At 53.9% G+C, this 16,740-nt stretch carries 17 protein-coding genes; 8 read left to right on the top strand and 9 right to left on the bottom strand.

From position 1 onward, the window contains the following. Positions 1–2: 2 nt before the first annotated feature. Together L0666_RS05630 and thrS are read right to left on the bottom strand one after the other, a co-directional pair. Positions 3–305 (bottom strand): BufA1 family periplasmic bufferin-type metallophore, encoded by a 303-nt coding sequence (locus L0666_RS05630; RefSeq protein WP_235259334.1) that lies wholly within the window; start codon positions 303–305, stop codon positions 3–5. A 208-nt stretch (positions 306–513) separates the two neighbouring features. Further along, positions 514–2,460: a threonine--tRNA ligase gene (thrS, locus tag L0666_RS05625; protein ID WP_235259333.1), complete on the bottom strand. Its 1,947-nt coding sequence runs from the start codon at positions 2,458–2,460 to the stop codon at positions 514–516. A gap of 154 nt (positions 2,461–2,614) precedes the next feature. Here thrS and L0666_RS05620 point away from each other — a divergent pair, with 154 nt between their 5' ends. Next, on the top strand, positions 2,615–3,274 hold the full coding sequence (locus tag L0666_RS05620; protein ID WP_235259332.1) for a DNA-3-methyladenine glycosylase I: 660 nt from the start codon (positions 2,615–2,617) through the stop codon (positions 3,272–3,274). Between the two features lie 117 nt (positions 3,275–3,391). On the opposite strand, the gene L0666_RS05615 is transcribed toward L0666_RS05620, so the two are convergent. The 3 genes from L0666_RS05615 to L0666_RS05605 form a co-directional block, all read right to left on the bottom strand. Next, positions 3,392–3,631 (bottom strand): hypothetical protein, encoded by a 240-nt coding sequence (locus tag L0666_RS05615; RefSeq protein ID WP_235259331.1) that lies wholly within the window; start codon positions 3,629–3,631, stop codon positions 3,392–3,394. A gap of 149 nt (positions 3,632–3,780) precedes the next feature. Further along, positions 3,781–4,191, bottom strand: coding sequence for an MAPEG family protein (locus L0666_RS05610; protein ID WP_235259330.1), 411 nt, complete (start codon positions 4,189–4,191; stop codon positions 3,781–3,783). Between the two features lie 12 nt (positions 4,192–4,203). Beyond that, positions 4,204–4,947 carry an ArsR/SmtB family transcription factor gene (locus tag L0666_RS05605; RefSeq protein WP_235259329.1) on the bottom strand — a complete coding sequence of 248 codons (744 nt, stop codon included), beginning with the start codon at positions 4,945–4,947 and terminating at the stop codon, positions 4,204–4,206. 105 nt (positions 4,948–5,052) lie between these two features. Between L0666_RS05605 and L0666_RS05600 the strand changes: the two genes are divergently transcribed. The 4 genes from L0666_RS05600 to L0666_RS05585 all read left to right on the top strand — a co-directional run bounded on the left by L0666_RS05600 (position 5,053) and on the right by L0666_RS05585 (position 8,835). Beyond that, entirely contained in the window at positions 5,053–5,802 is a 750-nt protein-coding gene (locus L0666_RS05600; RefSeq protein WP_235259328.1) for an alpha/beta fold hydrolase, read from the top strand. A 50-nt stretch (positions 5,803–5,852) separates the two neighbouring features. Beyond that, entirely contained in the window at positions 5,853–7,196 is a 1,344-nt protein-coding gene (locus L0666_RS05595) for an MFS transporter (RefSeq protein ID WP_235259327.1), read from the top strand. Further along, complete coding sequence (locus L0666_RS05590) at positions 7,186–8,052, top strand: alpha/beta hydrolase (RefSeq protein WP_235259326.1); 867 nt, start codon at positions 7,186–7,188, stop codon at positions 8,050–8,052. The genes L0666_RS05595 and L0666_RS05590 overlap by 11 nt, the downstream gene beginning before the upstream one ends. Before the next feature lie 72 nt (positions 8,053–8,124). Next, positions 8,125–8,835, top strand: coding sequence for an alpha/beta fold hydrolase (locus L0666_RS05585; protein WP_235259325.1), 711 nt, complete (start codon positions 8,125–8,127; stop codon positions 8,833–8,835). Here the strand turns inward: L0666_RS05585 and L0666_RS05580 are convergent. Further along, positions 8,832–9,413: a DUF6151 family protein gene (locus tag L0666_RS05580; protein WP_235259324.1), complete on the bottom strand. Its 582-nt coding sequence runs from the start codon at positions 9,411–9,413 to the stop codon at positions 8,832–8,834. The two genes, L0666_RS05585 and L0666_RS05580, sit on opposite strands and share 4 nt — an antisense overlap. Before the next feature lie 3 nt (positions 9,414–9,416). Next, the gene (gene phaZ, locus L0666_RS05575) at positions 9,417–10,715 is read right to left on the bottom strand and encodes a polyhydroxyalkanoate depolymerase (protein ID WP_235259323.1); all 1,299 of its coding nucleotides are present in this window, start codon (positions 10,713–10,715) and stop codon (positions 9,417–9,419) included. A gap of 173 nt (positions 10,716–10,888) precedes the next feature. On the opposite strand from phaZ, the gene phaC reads away from it, so the two are divergent. The 3 genes from phaC to phaR all read left to right on the top strand — a co-directional run bounded on the left by phaC (position 10,889) and on the right by phaR (position 14,118). Then, positions 10,889–12,703, top strand: a complete 1,815-nt coding sequence (phaC, locus tag L0666_RS05570; protein WP_235259322.1) for a class I poly(R)-hydroxyalkanoic acid synthase — start codon at positions 10,889–10,891, stop codon at positions 12,701–12,703. 208 nt (positions 12,704–12,911) lie between these two features. Then, complete coding sequence (locus L0666_RS05565; RefSeq protein ID WP_235259321.1) at positions 12,912–13,358, top strand: phasin family protein; 447 nt, start codon at positions 12,912–12,914, stop codon at positions 13,356–13,358. Between the two features lie 190 nt (positions 13,359–13,548). Continuing rightward, on the top strand, positions 13,549–14,118 hold the full coding sequence (phaR, locus tag L0666_RS05560; RefSeq protein WP_235259320.1) for a polyhydroxyalkanoate synthesis repressor PhaR: 570 nt from the start codon (positions 13,549–13,551) through the stop codon (positions 14,116–14,118). A gap of 8 nt (positions 14,119–14,126) precedes the next feature. Here the strand turns inward: phaR and L0666_RS05555 are convergent, their stop codons facing one another. Both L0666_RS05555 and L0666_RS05550 read right to left on the bottom strand, forming a co-directional pair. After that, on the bottom strand, positions 14,127–15,308 hold the full coding sequence (locus tag L0666_RS05555; RefSeq protein ID WP_235259319.1) for a DegT/DnrJ/EryC1/StrS family aminotransferase: 1,182 nt from the start codon (positions 15,306–15,308) through the stop codon (positions 14,127–14,129). A 120-nt stretch (positions 15,309–15,428) separates the two neighbouring features. Further along, positions 15,429–16,736 carry an NAD(P)/FAD-dependent oxidoreductase gene (locus L0666_RS05550; RefSeq protein ID WP_235259318.1) on the bottom strand — a complete coding sequence of 436 codons (1,308 nt, stop codon included), beginning with the start codon at positions 16,734–16,736 and terminating at the stop codon, positions 15,429–15,431. Positions 16,737–16,740: the final 4 nt, after the last annotated feature.

Here is a 16,740-nt window from a genome sequence, read left to right as displayed (position 1 = left end):
GCTTATGCTGGGATGTCGCGGTCCAGCTCAGTCAATGAACCCATGCGCTCTGGGGAGTCGCCCATAGCTTCGATTGTTGTTGTTTCACATGTGCCCGCTGGAACGAATGTCCAAGCGTTGCCTTGGTAATCAACAGTGGATGTACCGGCGCATGTTGTGCCTGGGCCAGCTGCACAGTCGTTTTCACCAGCAAGGGAAATACCGAAGCACTTTTCGTTTTCCTGAGCGTGAGCTGCTGTGGACAGGCCAGCGATTGCTGTTGCTACGGAAGCTGCGAGTGCGAGTGTAGTTGTTGTCTTGGACATGGGATAATTCCTGTTGTTCAGTTGCAGATATGCGCCGTGATTGGCGACTTCCTAACTTTATGCTGGAGCTGGCTTAACAAGCCATTCACGGGCGCGTGTATCGCGTGTGCGTTATCTGATGTCAGAACGTAGCGGTTCGGATTTCCATAAAAATAAGGCCCGACCGTCAAAGACGATCGGGCCTGTAACACTGCTGCGGTGCAGAATGTTACAAAAGATCGGGTGGTGTGGCCGATTTTTGCAGGTCTTCAAGGATCGCATCCATAGATGTTACAGATGTTTGCTTCTCACCAAGGCGGCGAACTGAGACTGTACGCTCTTCAACCTCGCGTGCACCGCATGCCAGAATCACCGGAACCTTGCCCAAGCTGTGTTCACGGACCTTATAGTTGATCTTCTCGTTGCGGATGTCGGCCTCGGCCCGCACGCCAACGGCTCTCAAGGCAGCGACGACTTCTTGCACATAATCATCCGCGTCCGAGATGATGGACGCCACAACAACCTGACGCGGTGCAAGCCAGAACGGTAGCTTTCCTGCGTGCTCTTCGATCAAGATACCGATGAATCGCTCGAAGGACCCGAGCGTCGCACGGTGCAACATAACAGGGCGGTGCTTTTCGCCATCCTTGCCGATATAGTTCGCATCCAACCGTTCAGGCAGGTTGCTATCAACCTGCAAAGTACCGCACTGCCACTCTCGACCAATTGCATCGGTCAAAGTGAATTCCAACTTCGGACCATAGAACGCGCCTTCGCCTTCAAGGATTTCGAAGTCGTGGCCAGCGGCCTTACAGGCATCTCCCAAGGCTTCTTCCATCCGGTCCCAGACCTCATCCGAACCAATCCGCTTTTCAGGGCGGGTGGACAGTTTGATGCTCCAGTTGTCAAAGCCAAGGTCAGAGTAGACCGTGGACAGGAAGTCGATGAAGGTTTTGGTTTCGTCCGTGATCTGATCTTCAGAACAGAAGATGTGGCCATCGTCTTGCGTAAAGCCACGTACACGCATGATACCGTGCAAGGCACCAGATGGCTCGTAACGTGCGCATGATCCAAACTCGGCCATGCGCAAAGGCAGGTCGCGGTAAGATTTCAAACCTTGGTTAAACACCTGCACGTGGCACGGGCAGTTCATTGGCTTAAGCGCGTTGACCGCTTTCTCACGTGCGTGATCTTCGTCCACTTCGACGATAAACATGTTCTCTTGGTACTTGTCCCAGTGGCCGGACGCTTCCCAAAGCTTACGATCCACAACCTGTGGAGTGTTCACCTCTACATAGTCGCCAGCCTCTTGTTTGCGTCGCATGTAATCTTGCAGGGTTGTATAAACCTTCCAGCCGTTCGGATGCCAGAACACCTGACCGGGGGCTTCTTCTTGCATGTGGAACAAGCCCATTTCTTTACCCAGCTTGCGGTGGTCGCGTTTGGCCGCTTCCTCCAACATGTTCATGTGGGCCTTGAGCTGTTCTTTATTCTGGAATGCCACACCGTAGATCCGTTGCAACATCGCGCGGTCGCTATCGCCACGCCAGTAGGCGCCAGCGATGGACATCAGTTTCCATGAATCGCCCGGAACTTGGCCCGTGTTTTGCAAGTGAGGACCGCGGCACAGGTCCTGCCAATCGCCGTGCCAATACATGCGCAATGGCTCGTCGCCTGGAATGGCGTCGATCAGTTCGACCTTATAGGGTTCGCCCTTGTCTTTATAATGCTGGATTGCAACATCGCGGTCCCACACTTCGGTGCGGACGGCGTCGCGTTTGTTGATGATCTCTTTCATTTTCTTTTCGATCACCGCGAGGTCTTCTGGTGTGAAGGGTTCCTTACGATCAAAGTCGTAATACCAGCCGTCTTTGATAACGGGTCCAATGGTCACCTGAGTATCAGGCCAAAGTTCCTGCACCGCGCGCGCCATGATGTGCGCGAGGTCGTGACGGATCAATTCCAGCGCAGGTTCTTGGTCCTTCATAGTGTTGATGGCAATGGATGCATCGGCATCGATCGGCCACTGCATATCCCAGTGCTGACCGTTTACAGTCGCAGAGATTGCCTTTTTCGCGAGGGACGATGCAATAGATGCAGCAACCTCAGCAGGGGTTACGCCTGCGTCGTAGTCACGTGAATTGCCGTCAGGAAATGTAAGGGAGATCTGGGCCATGCTATGGGCTCCTCGTCAGTTTGGCGCCTACAAAGCGCCCGGTTGCGGGTTATGTGTTCGCGCTTGAAATGGGGACTTTTGCGGTCTGGGTCAAGACCTGTTTGTTTCGCGGCCAAGCGCGTGGCAATCTCGCCGCAAATCAGGAGACAATCCAATGCGACACTTCGACGAGATCCTCGCCATTTCCGCTGATCGTAAAGGGGGCGAAGCCGTTGTGTGGGAAGGCATGAGCCTGCCCAAATCTCGTGATGCAATCGCCGCTATTCCGGGTGAACAATGGCTGGCCGCTTTCGCGGAAGGAATATTCCAAACCGGCTTGGCGTGGACTGTCGTGCAAAACAAGTGGCCGGGCATTTTGGAAGCCTTTCACGGGTTTGACGTTGGGCGGATTGCGTTCATGTCGCCTGACTGGTTCGACGAATTGATCACCGACACGCGGGTGATCCGCAGCGCCCCGAAAATCCGCGCCATTCAGGAAAATGCTGTGATGATCCAAGAGGCAGGCGACTTTGGCGCCTTTATCGCCGACTGGCCCAAGGATGACTTTGCGGGTTTGATGATTTGGCTAAAGAAGAATGGATCGCGTTTGGGCGGATCCGTGGGCGCTTATGCGCTGCGCCGCCTTGGTGCCGACAGCTTCTTGTTGTCGCGTGATGTGGTCGCTCGGCTGGTCGCCGAAGGTGTAATCGACAAAGCCCCGACATCCCTGAAAGCAATGTCAGCGGTCCAAGGCGCGTTCAATACGTGGGTCGACCAGTCCGGTCGCAGCTTGACGGAAGTGAGCCGCGTTTTGGCATGTAGTATTGATAGCTAGAAGAAGATTGCACATGCAGAGAACGGCAGGTTTGACCCCTGCCAAACCGATGCTGCGGGCTGAACCAATGTCCTCGATACATGCAGGACATGAGTGGCCCATGGACGCCTAGCTGAATCAGGTGTGGCTGACGACGTATCCGACAAGGTTTCCGTCGAGAGTATAACTTTGACCAGCAGCCCAGCCCTTTTCACTAAGAGCATCCCGTACCTGATCGCCGCTGATGTGTTTGTCATGGGACTTTTTATTGCAGGTGACAATCATCACTTCCTGCTGTTGCTCGGAATTCTTAGCGAGCCAGTTCCGAAGCTCCAGTTCTGATGAGACTTTTATCCGCTTCAGTTTTGGAATGATCATGGCATGCAACCCTATAAGACTTGCCGTTCATTATAGGATCAAGCGGTTATCAGCGCAAACTCGGCCAAGGTCGGCTTCGTCCGCACAGCGGACGTTTGAGTGGGATGTAGTGATGTCCTGACGGGCTGCCATCAGGACATCAGAGCTTCTTACGCTGCAGCGAACACCGAATAAGCCATGATTAGGACGCAGACATACCCAAGCACAAAGATGATTGGTCGCAACGGCAGCTTCGCAAGACCTGTGATCATGCCGACAGCATGGGCGATGCGCAGCCAGAAAAATGCGATGGCCGTCCAGTAGGTCAGGGCGGTGAAGCCATCCAAACGGTCGATGATCAGCACGAGGATCGCAAAGGGGAACGCCTGTTCCAACAGGTTGAGGTGTGCCCGAAACGCGCGGTGCACCCACGGTTTCATCTTTGTGACGTCATGAGGGCGGGTGAACCCGTCGACTGCGCCTTCGTCATTGTTTGAGCCGACAATAAACGGAATCCACAGCGACGCCGCAAGGATCATAAGGCAGGTCAATATGCCAAGTTCGGTTGGGAAGTTTTCCATGAGTTTAGGTCCTTACATTGCCGCCTTAAGCGGTTCACCGGTTTCAAGAAATGATTTGAGGGAGGCCGCCAAACGCGCCCAACCTTCGGCAAAGCCTTCTTGGCCCGGTGCCATATCGTAGTGTTCGATTGTCAGCTTGCAGGTGTCGCCCTGCGGTTCGATCAAATACACCATGTGGCTGGGCGGGGCGTCGGGACCCATGAACAGCGGTTCAAATGTCATCGCGATTTTGGATTTAGGATCGAGGGCGGTTGTGACCTGTCGCAACATCGCTTCGCCATGCGGCAGGATAAAGGTCGTTTCCTCGCCCACAGTGGCGTTGCCTTGCACGGTGTTACAAGCGAAGTGGTAACGCGCCATGTCATCGGCTTGGGTTAGGGCATCCCAAAGGGCGTCTTGGGTGCAGCGTATAAAGGTTTGCATCATAAAATCGGGTTTTGACATCGAAGTGTCCTTTTCAAGTTTGGTTTTCAGATCGCTTAGGGCCTTGGCTTGGGGTTGCAGAAAGGGCGCGACCCAGCGGTCCATGACATCCTGCAGGGGCAGCGCGTTGAGGTAATGATGCTTGAACCGACCGGATTTGCGCGTGACGATGAGGTTCGCATCCTCCAGCAGCTTGAGGTGTTTCATCACCCCGAACCGCGACATCGACAAAGAGGCTTCGAGCTCAGTGAGAGTCTGACCATCGCGACGGCGAAGTGCATCAAGCAATTCGCGGCGGGTTGGATCGGAGAGGGCTTTGAAGATGTTTTCCATGGGGCTCTTATATGTGAGTGTTTAATCACGTGACAATAGGGTAACGTGATTTACCTCGTGCTAAGTCTGCGTTAGGATCGCCGTGATAATAAGTAGAGCTTTGAAATGACTGATACATTCACCACCACCAAGGGGCGCAAGATTGCCTATAATCTGACTGAAGGACAGGGCCCAGCCGTGGTGTTCTTGGGTGGTTTCAAGTCGGATATGGCCGGCACAAAGGCTGTTTTTCTCGAAGATTGGGCAAAGAATCAGGGCCGCGCGTTTCTGCGATTCGACTATTCGGGCCACGGAGAAAGCAGCGAAGCCTTTGAGGATGGTTGCATCGGTGATTGGTTTGAGGATGCCTGTGAAGCGATCGAGCTGATCGATGGTCCGTTGGTTTTGGTAGGTTCCAGCATGGGTGGCTGGATTTCATTGCAAATTGCGCGTGCGCATCCCGAACGAGTGGCGGGGCTGGTCGGGATCGCTGCTGCGCCTGATTTTACAGAAGACGGTTTCTGGGCAAATTTCACACCGGAGCAAAAGGCAGAATTGGCCCACGAGGGTAAGGTCGCGCTGCCGTCAGACTACGGTGACCCTTATATCATCACTAAACGCCTGATCGACGAAGGCCGTGACAGGTTGGTTCTACGCACTCCATTGTCGCTGCCGTTTGCCGTTAGGTTCTTACAAGGCACAGCCGATACATCGGTTACGACAGCGACGGCGATCCAGCTTTTGGATCACGCGGACAGCCCTGATATGCGGCTCACGCTTGTGGACGGTGCGGATCATTCGTTTTCCGCGCCAGACTGTTTGCCACTGATCACCCAAGCCATCGAGGATGTGACCTTACGTTTCGCTATGGATTGATCGAGTCATCGGCCTAATGTCCCCCAACAATCCTTGGGAGGGGACAGCACATGGCATTATCACTCGGGCAAAAGGCGGGCTGGGGTCTGGCAGACATGGGCGTTGTCGTTTTCGTCGTGGTCAAACAGCTTTTGGTATTTGCTTATTTGACGTCCGTTTTGGGTGTCCCTGTAGAAATAGCCGGTTTAGCGACGACAGGCGTGTTGATATTTGACATGATTACCGACCCGTTGATCGGCTATCTTAGTGACCGCACGCACAGTCGCTGGGGCAGGCGTGCACCTTGGATGGTTGTAGGCGCAGTGGTGATGTCGGTCGGAATGGTGGGGCTGTTTTCGGTTCCGGACGGTCTGACTGGGGTCGCGTCCCTCCCTTGGGTTTTAGGGTTCTTCGTGTTGGCAACCTTGGGATTCACGATGGTATCTATTCCTTATGGTGCGATGGCAGGCGAGGTCACGAAAGACCCGACCGAACGATCGGCAATGACGGCGTGGCGAATGGGGTTTGCCTCAGTTGGTATCTTGATCGGTGGCGCGCTTATCCCTGGCATTGCCGCCAACGAAGGGTATTCGGTTGCCGCATTGAAAGTGAGCCCTTTGATTATCGGTGCGATTTGGCTGTCAGTATTTGCGACGCGCCGCGCTCCTCGGGTTTCCAAACCGTCCAGTGTTAGTCCGATCCGTATGCTGTCGTTGGTTGCGTCCAACCGCGCATTTGTGATCCTTGCAGTCCTTTATGGGGTTATGACATTGGCTATCGCGTTGATCACTGCGGGCTTGCCATTTGCGGCCATCTATTTGGTGACAGACACAGGTGACACGCTTTTGTCGGGTGCGGCTAAGGCGTTGAGTGTGCTCAGCCTTATGTTTGCGGCCTTTACGGTGGGGTCGATTCTCAGCCAAGCTGGTTGGGTCTTTGCGTCAGCCAAGCTTGGAAAAGTAGGCGCTTTGGTCCTTGGGCTTTGCCTATATATTACGCTGCTTTACGGCCTGTTTTTGGTGCTTCCTTCCGTGAACGTTACGGCCGTGGCTGGGATGTTCGTGCTGGCTGGGATGACGAACGGATCGTATCAGCAAATCCCTTGGGCGATGTACCCAGACCTTATGGATGTCACGAGCAATCAAACAGGCGAAGCTATCGAGGGTGCATTTTCCGCCATTTGGCTTTTTGGTCAAAAGGCTGCCAATGCAATCGCCCCACTTATCCTTGGCTTGATTGTCGGCGCCTACGGGTGGGTCGAAACGACACAAGGCGTTGCAGATCAACCCGAGGCAGCCCTGAATGCATTGCGTTGGGCTGTCACATTGGTGCCTGCAGCGATATTGGCCCTTTCAGTTGTTTTGCTTTGGGGGTTTTATCGTCCCAAAGCGAAAAGGGTCTTAGATGTCGTTTGAACTGCCAGAGCTTACCGGTCTTGATGCTTATCTCAGCCAGAACGAAACCGCGGTGGGTGGTATTCGAACGGGTTGCGAGAAACAGATCATCTGGGCAGATAGACCCAAGAAGACGAAGGTCAGTGTGGTCTATGTTCATGGGTTTTCGGCCAGTTTGGGCGAAGTGCGCCCGCTTCCGGATCTGATTGCGAACGCCTTTGGAGCGAACTTGTTTTACACGCGGCTGACCGGACACGGGCAAGATGGGGCCGCGATGGGCCGCGCGACGGTCGATGAATGGCACGCGGACGTTGCCGAGGCGTTGGAGATCGGCGCAGCTATCGGGGATGAGGTCGTTGTCATTGGCTGTTCGACCGGATGTACCTTGCTCACGAGCGCGCTGGCAAAGGGCGCGAAAGTGAAAGCGGTTGTTCATCTCTCGCCCAATTACGGCATGCGCAATATTTTCGCACGGATGCTTTTGCGGATGCCCGGAATTCGCAAATGGGGTCGTTTTGTAGTTGGAAAGAACATCTCGTTCGACGCTCGTTCAGATGCACACGCCCAATTCTGGACGATCAAATATGACACGCAGGCTGTGTTCACGATGGACGATTCAGTGCGTGATGCGCTTCGCCAGCCCATCGAAACTATCACAACACCCGCTTATTTTGCATTCTGCGATGCCGATCGTGTCGTCAGTCCGGCAAAGACGCGGGCCGTAATGGCGCGCTGGGCGGGCCCGACGAAACAAGACGTTCTTGTCCATGGCCCCGACGACGACACCGACGGGCATGTCATGGCCGGTGACGTCATGAGTCCGCGGCAAACCGCTCCTTTGGCGGATCGCATCATCACTTGGTTGCGTGAACTGTAGATTTGGGTTGCGTCTGGCCGCTTGGCATGAACAATCATCCCAAACAGGCAACCGGATAGACAGAAAGAAGCTATGGCCGAACCCCTTATTTTATTACCGGGTATGATGTCGGACGCGCGCGTTTGGGCGACGCAATTGACAGTGATGAGCTATGAACGTCCCGTCACGATTGCGCCTGTCTGTGTTGGGGATCGAATAGAAGAGATCGCGTCAGGACTGCTGTCCTCGCTTCCGGCAAAATTTGCACTTTGTGGGCACGGTTTGGGCGGCGTCATTGCCCTCGAATTGGTGCGCCGTGCTCCTGAACGGGTTATCCGGTTGGCATTGATTGGTGCGAACCCGTTGTCAGACACCCCGCAAGAAGCTGCAGATCGCGAACCTCGCATGATTGGCGCGAAAGCCGGACGGTTCGAAAAACTATTGGAAACGGATATATTGCCGAGCCATGTCGGGCAGGGGCCGCTACGGGGCCATGCCATGGCAGAACTGCAGGAAATGGCGTTGTCGCTGGGCCCTGATGTGTATGCCCGTCAGGAAAGGGCCATGCAACGGCGCCGTGATCAACAGTCGACCTTGCGGCGCATTACCCAGCCGACGCTGGTTCTCGCGGGGCGTGACGACAAGATCGTACCGTTGAAACGCCAAGAGTTTCTCGCCGAGCTTATCCCGTATGCAAAACTGGCCGTGCTCGAAGGGGTGGGGCATATGACAATGCTAGAAGACCCAGAAGGGACCACAGAGGCGCTGTTTACTTGGATGCGCCAACCGCTGGTTCTGCGTTAAACGGGCTTGGGCTGTCGTACGCCTGAGCGGTCTTGCTCGGTTAGCTGTTTGATGGGGGTGATTGTTTCACCAGTTGCCTCAAAGAACGGCGTATTGCGCCAAGCTCCTGAAATACGTGCCCATATTGTACGACGGGTGAATCCAATAATGAAACGTCCGTACCCTTTGGTTTTTGATTTGCCGTCGGGCATAGGCTTGAATGCATAAGCAATAGCAGGGCCAAGTGCGTCAGGGTCGTTAAAACGTTCGGTATTGATGCTAGCAAAGGCCCATTGGGGACTGTCGAGGGTGTTGAACATCGGAGAGCCACAACAGGGCGCATACCAACGCAGCAAGCGCCCCTCTTTCCATTTGAACACACGTAGGTCCGCCAGCCCTGCAATGAAATCTATCCGGTCTGGTGTGGTCTGATAGTAGTGTATGCCATCTGGAGTCGGCGTCACATCTCCTGACCAGACGGCAGCTTGTTTGCAATCGGCACAATAGCAACGCAAATGGCCACCCGACCTTGGACGAATATCGCGCAAAATGCCACTCACTGCTCCGCAAGAACAGTTAAAGGGGACGTCCTTTGACATGGGTTAGCTCGCTTTATTGATAGCGTTCTTATTGGCGGGTTTTTTGACAGCTTTCGCGGGCTTCGCGGGGGCTTCAGAATTGGCGTCAATGAAGTCCAAGACCAGCGGGCGGATATTGTTGCGCCAGCTTCGGCCTGCGAAAATCCCGTAATGACCTGCACCCGGCTCAAGGTGAGACGCTTTCTTGCTGTCCGGCAAGCCGGTCAGAAGGTCTAGCGCGGCCAAACATTGGCCCGGCGCGGAAATGTCATCATTTTCACCTTCAACGATCTTAACCGCAACTGTGGTTATCTTGGCGAAATCGACTTTGTGGCCCTCTACCGTAAAGGAGTTCGTCGCGATCTCGCGGTTCTTGAAGATCCGTTCAACCGTAGAGAGGTAGAATTCCGCAGTCATATCCATGACGGCAAGGTATTCGTCGTAGAACGCATTGTGTTTGTCGTGCTCAGAGCCTTCGCCCTTTGCAACGGCCATGATTTGGTTTTGGAAGGCTTTGCTGTGCATTTCGCCGTTCATTGAAATGAACGATGCCAATTGCAATAGACCCGGATAAACCATGCGGCCCACGCCTGGGTACTTAAAGCCAACTCGCTGGATCATGGTTTCTTCGAGCTGACCCATCGTAACTGAACGGCCAAAGTCGGTGACTTCGGTGTGGTTCGCTTCGGGGTCGACCGGACCACCGATCAGCGTCAGTGAACGGGGTTGCGCCTCTGGGTCTTGCTCGGCCAAATAGGCCGTCGCCGCAAGGGTCAAAGGAACCGGCTGACATACCGCAATAACATGCGTGTCTGGGCCCATTTCTTTCATGAATTCAGAAAGGTAGAGAGTGTAATCTTCTACGTCGAATTTGCCTTTAGAGACGGGGATATCACGGGCGTTGTGCCAATCGGTTGTGTAAACTTCGCAATCTGGGAGCAAGGACAAAACCGTTTTGCGAAGCAGCGTTGCATAGTGGCCGGACATTGGCGCAACCAACAAGACCTTGCGTTTGCGTTCCTGACGGCCAACCGCGCAGAAATGGATGAGATCGCCAAATGGCTTTTCGACAACCTTGCGCACAAGAATAACGTGATCTTTGCCATCTTCTGCGGGAACGCTGTCGATACCCCAGTCAGGTTTTGTGACCATTCGTGCAAAACTACGCTCGGTGACTTCACCCCATGCGCGCAACATTTCCATTCCGGGACCGGGCCACATTGCGACGGCGGGATACGATGCCATGGCGCGTGCGGAAGCACCTAACCATTCATTAGTGTTCCGAATAGTTTCCATAACGTCATATGTTGCCATATACTTCATGTGTTCGCGTCCCGAAGCTTGTGCCGCTACCTGACTTTTGATGGGTCTGAATAACCCAAGCCTCGAAGCGCGACGATTTGGTCACTTTCGCCCAACCCCAAAAACTTGGAGGTGGGGATTGAAAATGCTGCAGGTGCATAATGCACGAATAAACGTTTGGGGCAACTAAGATTATGACGGTCAAAGACTCGACGAATGACGAACCAACGGGCGAAAACGTTGGACAAGACGCCGCTCTACCTAAGTTGGAGGCAAATCTTGAACGAATTCAAGAGCTGACCAAACGTTTAGTCAAAACGATGTCGCATGCCCGCAAAGTGCCGCAGGATTTGCAGGGACCAGCACCGGAGCTTTATGCAAAAGCGACGTCGTCATATTTGAATGACTTGTTCCGCAACCCGTCAAAGATCATTGAACAGCAGGTGGGGTACTGGGGCAAAACGTTGCAACACTTCGTGGACGCGCAACAGGCCCTCGCTGGCGGTAAGCTCGAAGCGCCTGCAGATAACACCAAGACAGATCGCCGTTTCAAAAACGAACTTTGGGAAACACACCCCTATTTCAACTTTCTAAAGCAGCAATACATGCTGAATTCCGAAGCAATCTCCAAGACCGTGGCTGAAATGGACGGTCTGGACGATGAGGAACGCAAGCGGTTGGAATACTTCAGCGGCCAGATCGTTGACATGCTCGCGCCGACGAATTTCTTGGCGACCAACCCTGATGCTTTGGCAAAAGCTGTCGAAACCGAAGGTGAAAGCCTTGTGCGGGGCTTGGAGAACATGATCGCGGATATGGAAGCCCATGGGGGCGACCTCGTTGTGTCCTTGGCCGATGAGGATGCGTTTACGGTGGGGGAGAACCTTGCAACTACGCCCGGCGAAGTGGTTTTCCGCAACCATATGTTCGAGCTCATCCAGTACACGCCAACCACAGAACAAGTGCACAGCACGCCGCTCATCATTTTTCCGCCTTGGATTAACAAGTTCTACATTCTCGACCTAAAAGAGCAGAATTCGCTGATCAAATGGGTCGTTGACCAAGGGTTCACGTTGTTCGTGGTGTCTTGGATCAATCCGGATTCATCTTACCGCGATATCGGAATGACCGATTACATCGAGGATGGATATCTAACAGCGTTTGAAACTGTCCGAGAGATTTGCGGAACCAAGAAGGTAAATGCGGTTGGATACTGTATTGCCGGCACGACTCTGTCTTTGACGCTTTCGGTAATGAAGCAGCGTGGCCTTGATTATGTGAACTCGGCCACCTTGTTCACAACCCTAACTGACTTTTCTGATCGCGGCGAAGTTGGGGTTTTCTTGCAGGACGATTTCGTCGATGGCATCGAAGCCGAGATTTCTGAAACAGGGATTTTGGATAGCTTCTACATGAGCCGGACATTCAGTTTCTTGCGATCCAACGACCTTATCTATCAGCCCGCAATCCGCAGCTATATGTTAGGCGAAGCACCACCCGCTTTTGATTTGCTCTATTGGAACGGTGATGGCACGAACCTACCGGGTAAGATGACCGTCGAATATCTGCGCGGGCTGTGTCAGGGCGACAAATTCGCGACAGATGGGTTTGATGTGGCAGGTTGTGTGGCGAAAATCAGTGACGTCGATGTCCCATTGTTCGCCATTGCCTGCGAAAGTGATCATATCGCGGCTTGGAAATCGTCGTTCCGTGGTGTGCAGAAGTTTGGCTCTAAGGATAAAACATTCGTCCTTTCAGGGTCTGGCCACATTGCAGGTATCGTGAACCCACCGTCCAAAAAGAAGTATGGCCACTGGACGAACGCAGACCTAACTCTTTCTCCGGAAGACTGGCAGGCGGGTGCAACGGCCCATGAGGGATCATGGTGGCCGATGTGGGGTAAGTGGTTGGCCAAGAAATCCGGTAAGAAGGTTGAGGCACGTGCGCCAGGAAGTGCGACTCACCAGCCAATTTCACCCGCTCCAGGGACCTATGTCGGCCGCGACTGAGGCGAGTTGTCATGAAAAATTCATCTAACTTTCTCGCATAGGTTGCGAGAATTCCCGTGATTATCATTTTTAATCAGGGCGTTAAGTTACGATATTTTGATTTATGCTGCAGTGCAGAAAAAGCTTGATTTGCTGCGCTGCAGCATCTAAGTTGTTTGCAGACGCAGAAACGCTGGGTTGATCCGGCACACATTCAAGGAGCACCGCAATGGCTGCTAAGACACAAGATTTCACCGCCGTACTCAAAGACGTTATGGGTGCACTGCCAGTAGACACAAAAGCATTCGAAGATGCGTACAAAACACAGACAACACTTTCCGAAAAGTTGTCCGCTGTTTCCATCGACGCTGCAAAGAAATCCACTGAGATTTCCGCGAAATGGGCTCAGGACACGCTGTCTAAAATCACAACAGTTGCTTCCGCTAAAGCAGAGCCAGCTGACTACGCTAAGTCCGTAACTGATTTTGCATCCGCTTCTGCAGAAGCTGCTGCTGAAAACATGGCTGCATTCGCTGAAATCGCGAAAAAAGTTCAGACAGAAACACTTGAGCTGCTGATGGCTGCTGGCAAAGACATGGGCGAAGACATGTCCGCTGCTGCTAAAAAAGCAACTGACGACGTTACTGCTGCTGCCAAAAAAGCCACTGCTAAGTAAGTGACTGAATAGACCGCGCGTTTCCTCCTCCCTAAACGCGGCGGTTAGAAAGAAGCCGCACTGCTCATCTCCCGGCAGTGCGGCTTTTTTGTCTTTGACGCAAATAAGCTGTTTTCACAGGGGCCTTTCCATTTGCGCACATGCGGCATAGGCTTCTCTGCACTGCAACATTTGCTAGGGAGAGCACGCGTTGGCCAACACATCACAGCCCTTACTCATCAAGCGCTACGCAAGTCGGCGGCTTTATAATACTGAAACCAGCGACTACGTGACTTTGGAAGACATCGCAGCCTTCATTCGCGAAGGGCGCGAGGTTCAGATCGTCGATCTGAAATCTGGTGATGATCTTACCCGCCAATACCTTCTACAAATCATTGCGGAACACGAAAGCCGTGGCGAAAGTGTGCTTCCGGTCGATGTGCTTACAGATTTGGTTCGCTCTTACACATCCCAAAGCATTTCCGTTGTTCCACAGTTCTTGGCGCAGTCTTTTGATCTGTTGCGGGATCGTCAGTCCAAGATGATGGAAAACATGGGCGCCATGAACCCATTGGCGTCTATGCCAGGTTTTGACGCGATGAAAACCCAGCAGGAAGCGTTCATGAAAGCGATGACAGGTGGCATGATGCCGACTAGTCAAGCTGAAGAGGCCGCACCCGAAAGCGCGGCCAGCGAGACTACTGACAAAGCCGAAGATCTTGATGACATTAAAGCTGAACTTGCCGCACTGCAGGACAAGCTTTCGAAGCTCGGTAAGTAATCGACCCGTTAAGCGGCCTTTTGCGATGTCGCGTTCTGCGCCGCTGCAACGAGCGTTTGTGCGATGACGTCGCAGTCTTCCAGCGTTAGACGGGCAGGGAGGCGTACATCGCAGGCCCGCATCAGCATGGAGCGGGTCATTGGCAGTTTTGGTGCCTCTCCCAAGAATTCCCAATTCCAGAAGGCCCGGGCATTGTCGCTCGACTGGCCGAAAATCTGTACCTTGAGACCCAGATCCGCCGCTTGGGCAGCAAAGGTCTGGGTTTGGGCATCCGTCATATTTACAAGGTTAAACTGGATGGAATCTGGTGCGCGCGCCTCACCTGATAGTGGTGCAGGGACATCCAGGTAGGGCGAACGATTAAGCTGCGCTGCCACGTGGTCATGGTTGCGCAAGCCATCGCGAACGCGACGCGGGAGTTCATCCAATTGCGGCCGGATGATCGCTGCGGACAGGTTCGAGAGCCGCAAGTTGTAAAGCGGCAGCTTGTTTTGCCAGTGCTGCATCGCCTTTTGCGGCACTGCATGCTTCATCCAGGTATGTTCATAAGCGCCGGACATAATGATCGCCCGTGCTACCAAATCGGCGTCATCTGTAACCAAGATACCGCCTTCGCCCGCGTTGATCATCTTATAGCTTTGGAAGCTAAAGCAACCGATACGCCCGATCGTGCCGATCTTGCGGCCGTTCCACGTTGTGCCAAGGCTATGCGCCGCGTCTTCGATCACAGGAATGCCAGCGGCATCGCACAGCGTCATGATCGCATCCATATCCGAGGTGTGGCCGCGCATGTGTGAAATCAAAACGGCATCGGCTTGCGGCAGTTTGGCCGCGAAATCGTCCATGTTGATACGGTAATTTTCGCCGCATTCCACCAATAATGGGACAAGATCCGCATGGACAACCGATGACGGTACAGCCGCGAATGTGAATGCCGGGATCAAAACACGCGCGCCGCGGGGCAGGTCCAAGGCCTTTAGCGATAGGAACAAGGCGGCGGAACAGCTGGACACGGCCAATGCGTATTTGGTGCCCATCATCGCGGCGAACTCTTGTTCCAGCAAGGAAACGGGCGCATTTTCGGCAGCCGTGTAACGAAACAGGTCCGCGGATGTAAGAAGTTTCATAACCTCATCTAGGGCGGCGGCGGGAATGGGTTCAGCGTCGTATACATTAGGGATCTGGGTCATCTCGCTCGACTTTACTTAGTTGCGTTTTCCCAACCTTATAGGTGCGAAGCAAGGCAAATGCTACGGTAGTTTTGCAAGTATTACATTTCAAATGTAACGTTGCATTGATATCCCGGTTGATCAGATGCCCAAGCGATCCCTTAAGGAATACCACGACATCGCCGCCGCCAGCAGCGGGGCCCGCAGCATCGTCCCGCCTGGAAAGGCTGGTGTAGGAAGGCTTGAAAAGACGTCAAACCGTTCGGCCTGTCCGCGCACAGCTTCCGCCATTAGGCGGCCAGCAAACCCTGAATGGGCAACGCCATGGCCAGAAAATCCGCCAGCACTTACGATGTTTGGCGCGACCCGTGTGACAAGTGGCAGCCGTGATGGCGTAATGCCAAGTGTGCCGCCCCACGTGTAATCAATGCCAATGCCCTCAAGTTGCGGAAACATGTGTTCCATCCGTTTGCGCAGGGCAGGTTCGATGTTTTGCGGGAATCCTACGCCGTAGTTTTCACGACCCCCGAACAACAGGCGATTGTCCTCGGAAAGGCGGAAGTAGTTTACGACGAATTTGCTGTCTGCGACCGCGATATCTTGCGTCAACACGTCCTTGGCACGATCGCCCAAGGGTTCAGTGGCCGCGATAAAAGAATTGATCGGCATCGTGCGGGCCGCGACTTTGCGCTTAAGATTGGGCAGATATCCGTTGCCCGCCAAGATCACGAAGGGCGCCTGCACACGGCCTTGGCCTGTTGCGACGGTCACAGTGGCCCCGTCTTCGATGTGGTGCACTTCGGATCGTTCATAAATCTCGGCACCGGCATGTTCAGCGGCCTTCGCAAGCCCAAGCGCATAGCGGAGCGGGTGGATGTGCCCTGCGCCGCGGTCGATCAAACCACCCTGATAATGGGGTGATTTAACAATGGCTTGGAACGGATCACGGGTCAGGCCCTCAACGTCGTCGTAATTGTACGTGCGGCGAAGGAATTCAGCCTCATCGCGCAGCTCTCGGGCCTCCACAGCGTCATAGGCGCCATGGGCAACACCAGAACGAAAACGGGCTTCTGGCGCGTGTTTTTCTACCTTCGCCTTGAGCAGGTCCTTGGCCTCTTCGGTCATGTCCCACAGTGCTTTGGCGGGGCCTTTGCCCAAACGTGCAGACAGCCAGCGCTGGTCTTTGTTGAATCCGCTGCCAACCTGACCGCCATTGCGCCCCGACGCGCCCCATCCCGCACGATGCGCGTCCAGAACGATGACTTTCATGCCTGCCTCTGCAAGATCCAAAGCCGCTATCAATCCTGTAAACCCAGCCCCGACTATACAGACGTCCGCCGTATGTTGGCCCTTTAGGGCGGGCCTTTGGGCTGGAATGTCTGCTGTAGCTGCATACCAACTTTTGGGGAACTCGCCGGGACGGTCATTGCGATACAGAGCATTTGACATGATG

This window comes from Octadecabacter algicola (assembly GCF_021532625.1).
Lineage (GTDB): Bacteria > Pseudomonadota > Alphaproteobacteria > Rhodobacterales > Rhodobacteraceae > Octadecabacter > Octadecabacter algicola.
The sequence above is the reverse complement of the archived record's forward strand: the minus strand, read 5'-3'. Positions and strand labels throughout refer to the sequence as shown.

What these genes read in the sequence shown, in the direction of transcription:
- L0666_RS05630 (WP_235259334.1), bottom strand. Translation starts at nt 305, where the DNA reads ATGTCCAAGACAACAACTACACTCGCACTCGCAGCTTCCGTAGCAACA.
- thrS (WP_235259333.1), bottom strand. Translation starts at nt 2,460, where the DNA reads ATGGCCCAGATCTCCCTTACATTTCCTGACGGCAATTCACGTGACTAC.
- L0666_RS05620 (WP_235259332.1), top strand. Translation starts at nt 2,615, where the DNA reads ATGCGACACTTCGACGAGATCCTCGCCATTTCCGCTGATCGTAAAGGG.
- L0666_RS05615 (WP_235259331.1), bottom strand. Translation starts at nt 3,631, where the DNA reads ATGATCATTCCAAAACTGAAGCGGATAAAAGTCTCATCAGAACTGGAG.
- L0666_RS05610 (WP_235259330.1), bottom strand. Translation starts at nt 4,191, where the DNA reads ATGGAAAACTTCCCAACCGAACTTGGCATATTGACCTGCCTTATGATC.
- L0666_RS05605 (WP_235259329.1), bottom strand. Translation starts at nt 4,947, where the DNA reads ATGGAAAACATCTTCAAAGCCCTCTCCGATCCAACCCGCCGCGAATTG.
- L0666_RS05600 (WP_235259328.1), top strand. Translation starts at nt 5,053, where the DNA reads ATGACTGATACATTCACCACCACCAAGGGGCGCAAGATTGCCTATAAT.
- L0666_RS05595 (WP_235259327.1), top strand. Translation starts at nt 5,853, where the DNA reads ATGGCATTATCACTCGGGCAAAAGGCGGGCTGGGGTCTGGCAGACATG.
- L0666_RS05590 (WP_235259326.1), top strand. Translation starts at nt 7,186, where the DNA reads ATGTCGTTTGAACTGCCAGAGCTTACCGGTCTTGATGCTTATCTCAGC.
- L0666_RS05585 (WP_235259325.1), top strand. Translation starts at nt 8,125, where the DNA reads ATGGCCGAACCCCTTATTTTATTACCGGGTATGATGTCGGACGCGCGC.
- L0666_RS05580 (WP_235259324.1), bottom strand. Translation starts at nt 9,413, where the DNA reads ATGTCAAAGGACGTCCCCTTTAACTGTTCTTGCGGAGCAGTGAGTGGC.
- phaZ (WP_235259323.1), bottom strand. Translation starts at nt 10,715, where the DNA reads ATGAAGTATATGGCAACATATGACGTTATGGAAACTATTCGGAACACT.
- phaC (WP_235259322.1), top strand. Translation starts at nt 10,889, where the DNA reads ATGACGGTCAAAGACTCGACGAATGACGAACCAACGGGCGAAAACGTT.
- L0666_RS05565 (WP_235259321.1), top strand. Translation starts at nt 12,912, where the DNA reads ATGGCTGCTAAGACACAAGATTTCACCGCCGTACTCAAAGACGTTATG.
- L0666_RS05555 (WP_235259319.1), bottom strand. Translation starts at nt 15,308, where the DNA reads ATGACCCAGATCCCTAATGTATACGACGCTGAACCCATTCCCGCCGCC.
- L0666_RS05550 (WP_235259318.1), bottom strand. Translation starts at nt 16,736, where the DNA reads ATGTCAAATGCTCTGTATCGCAATGACCGTCCCGGCGAGTTCCCCAAA.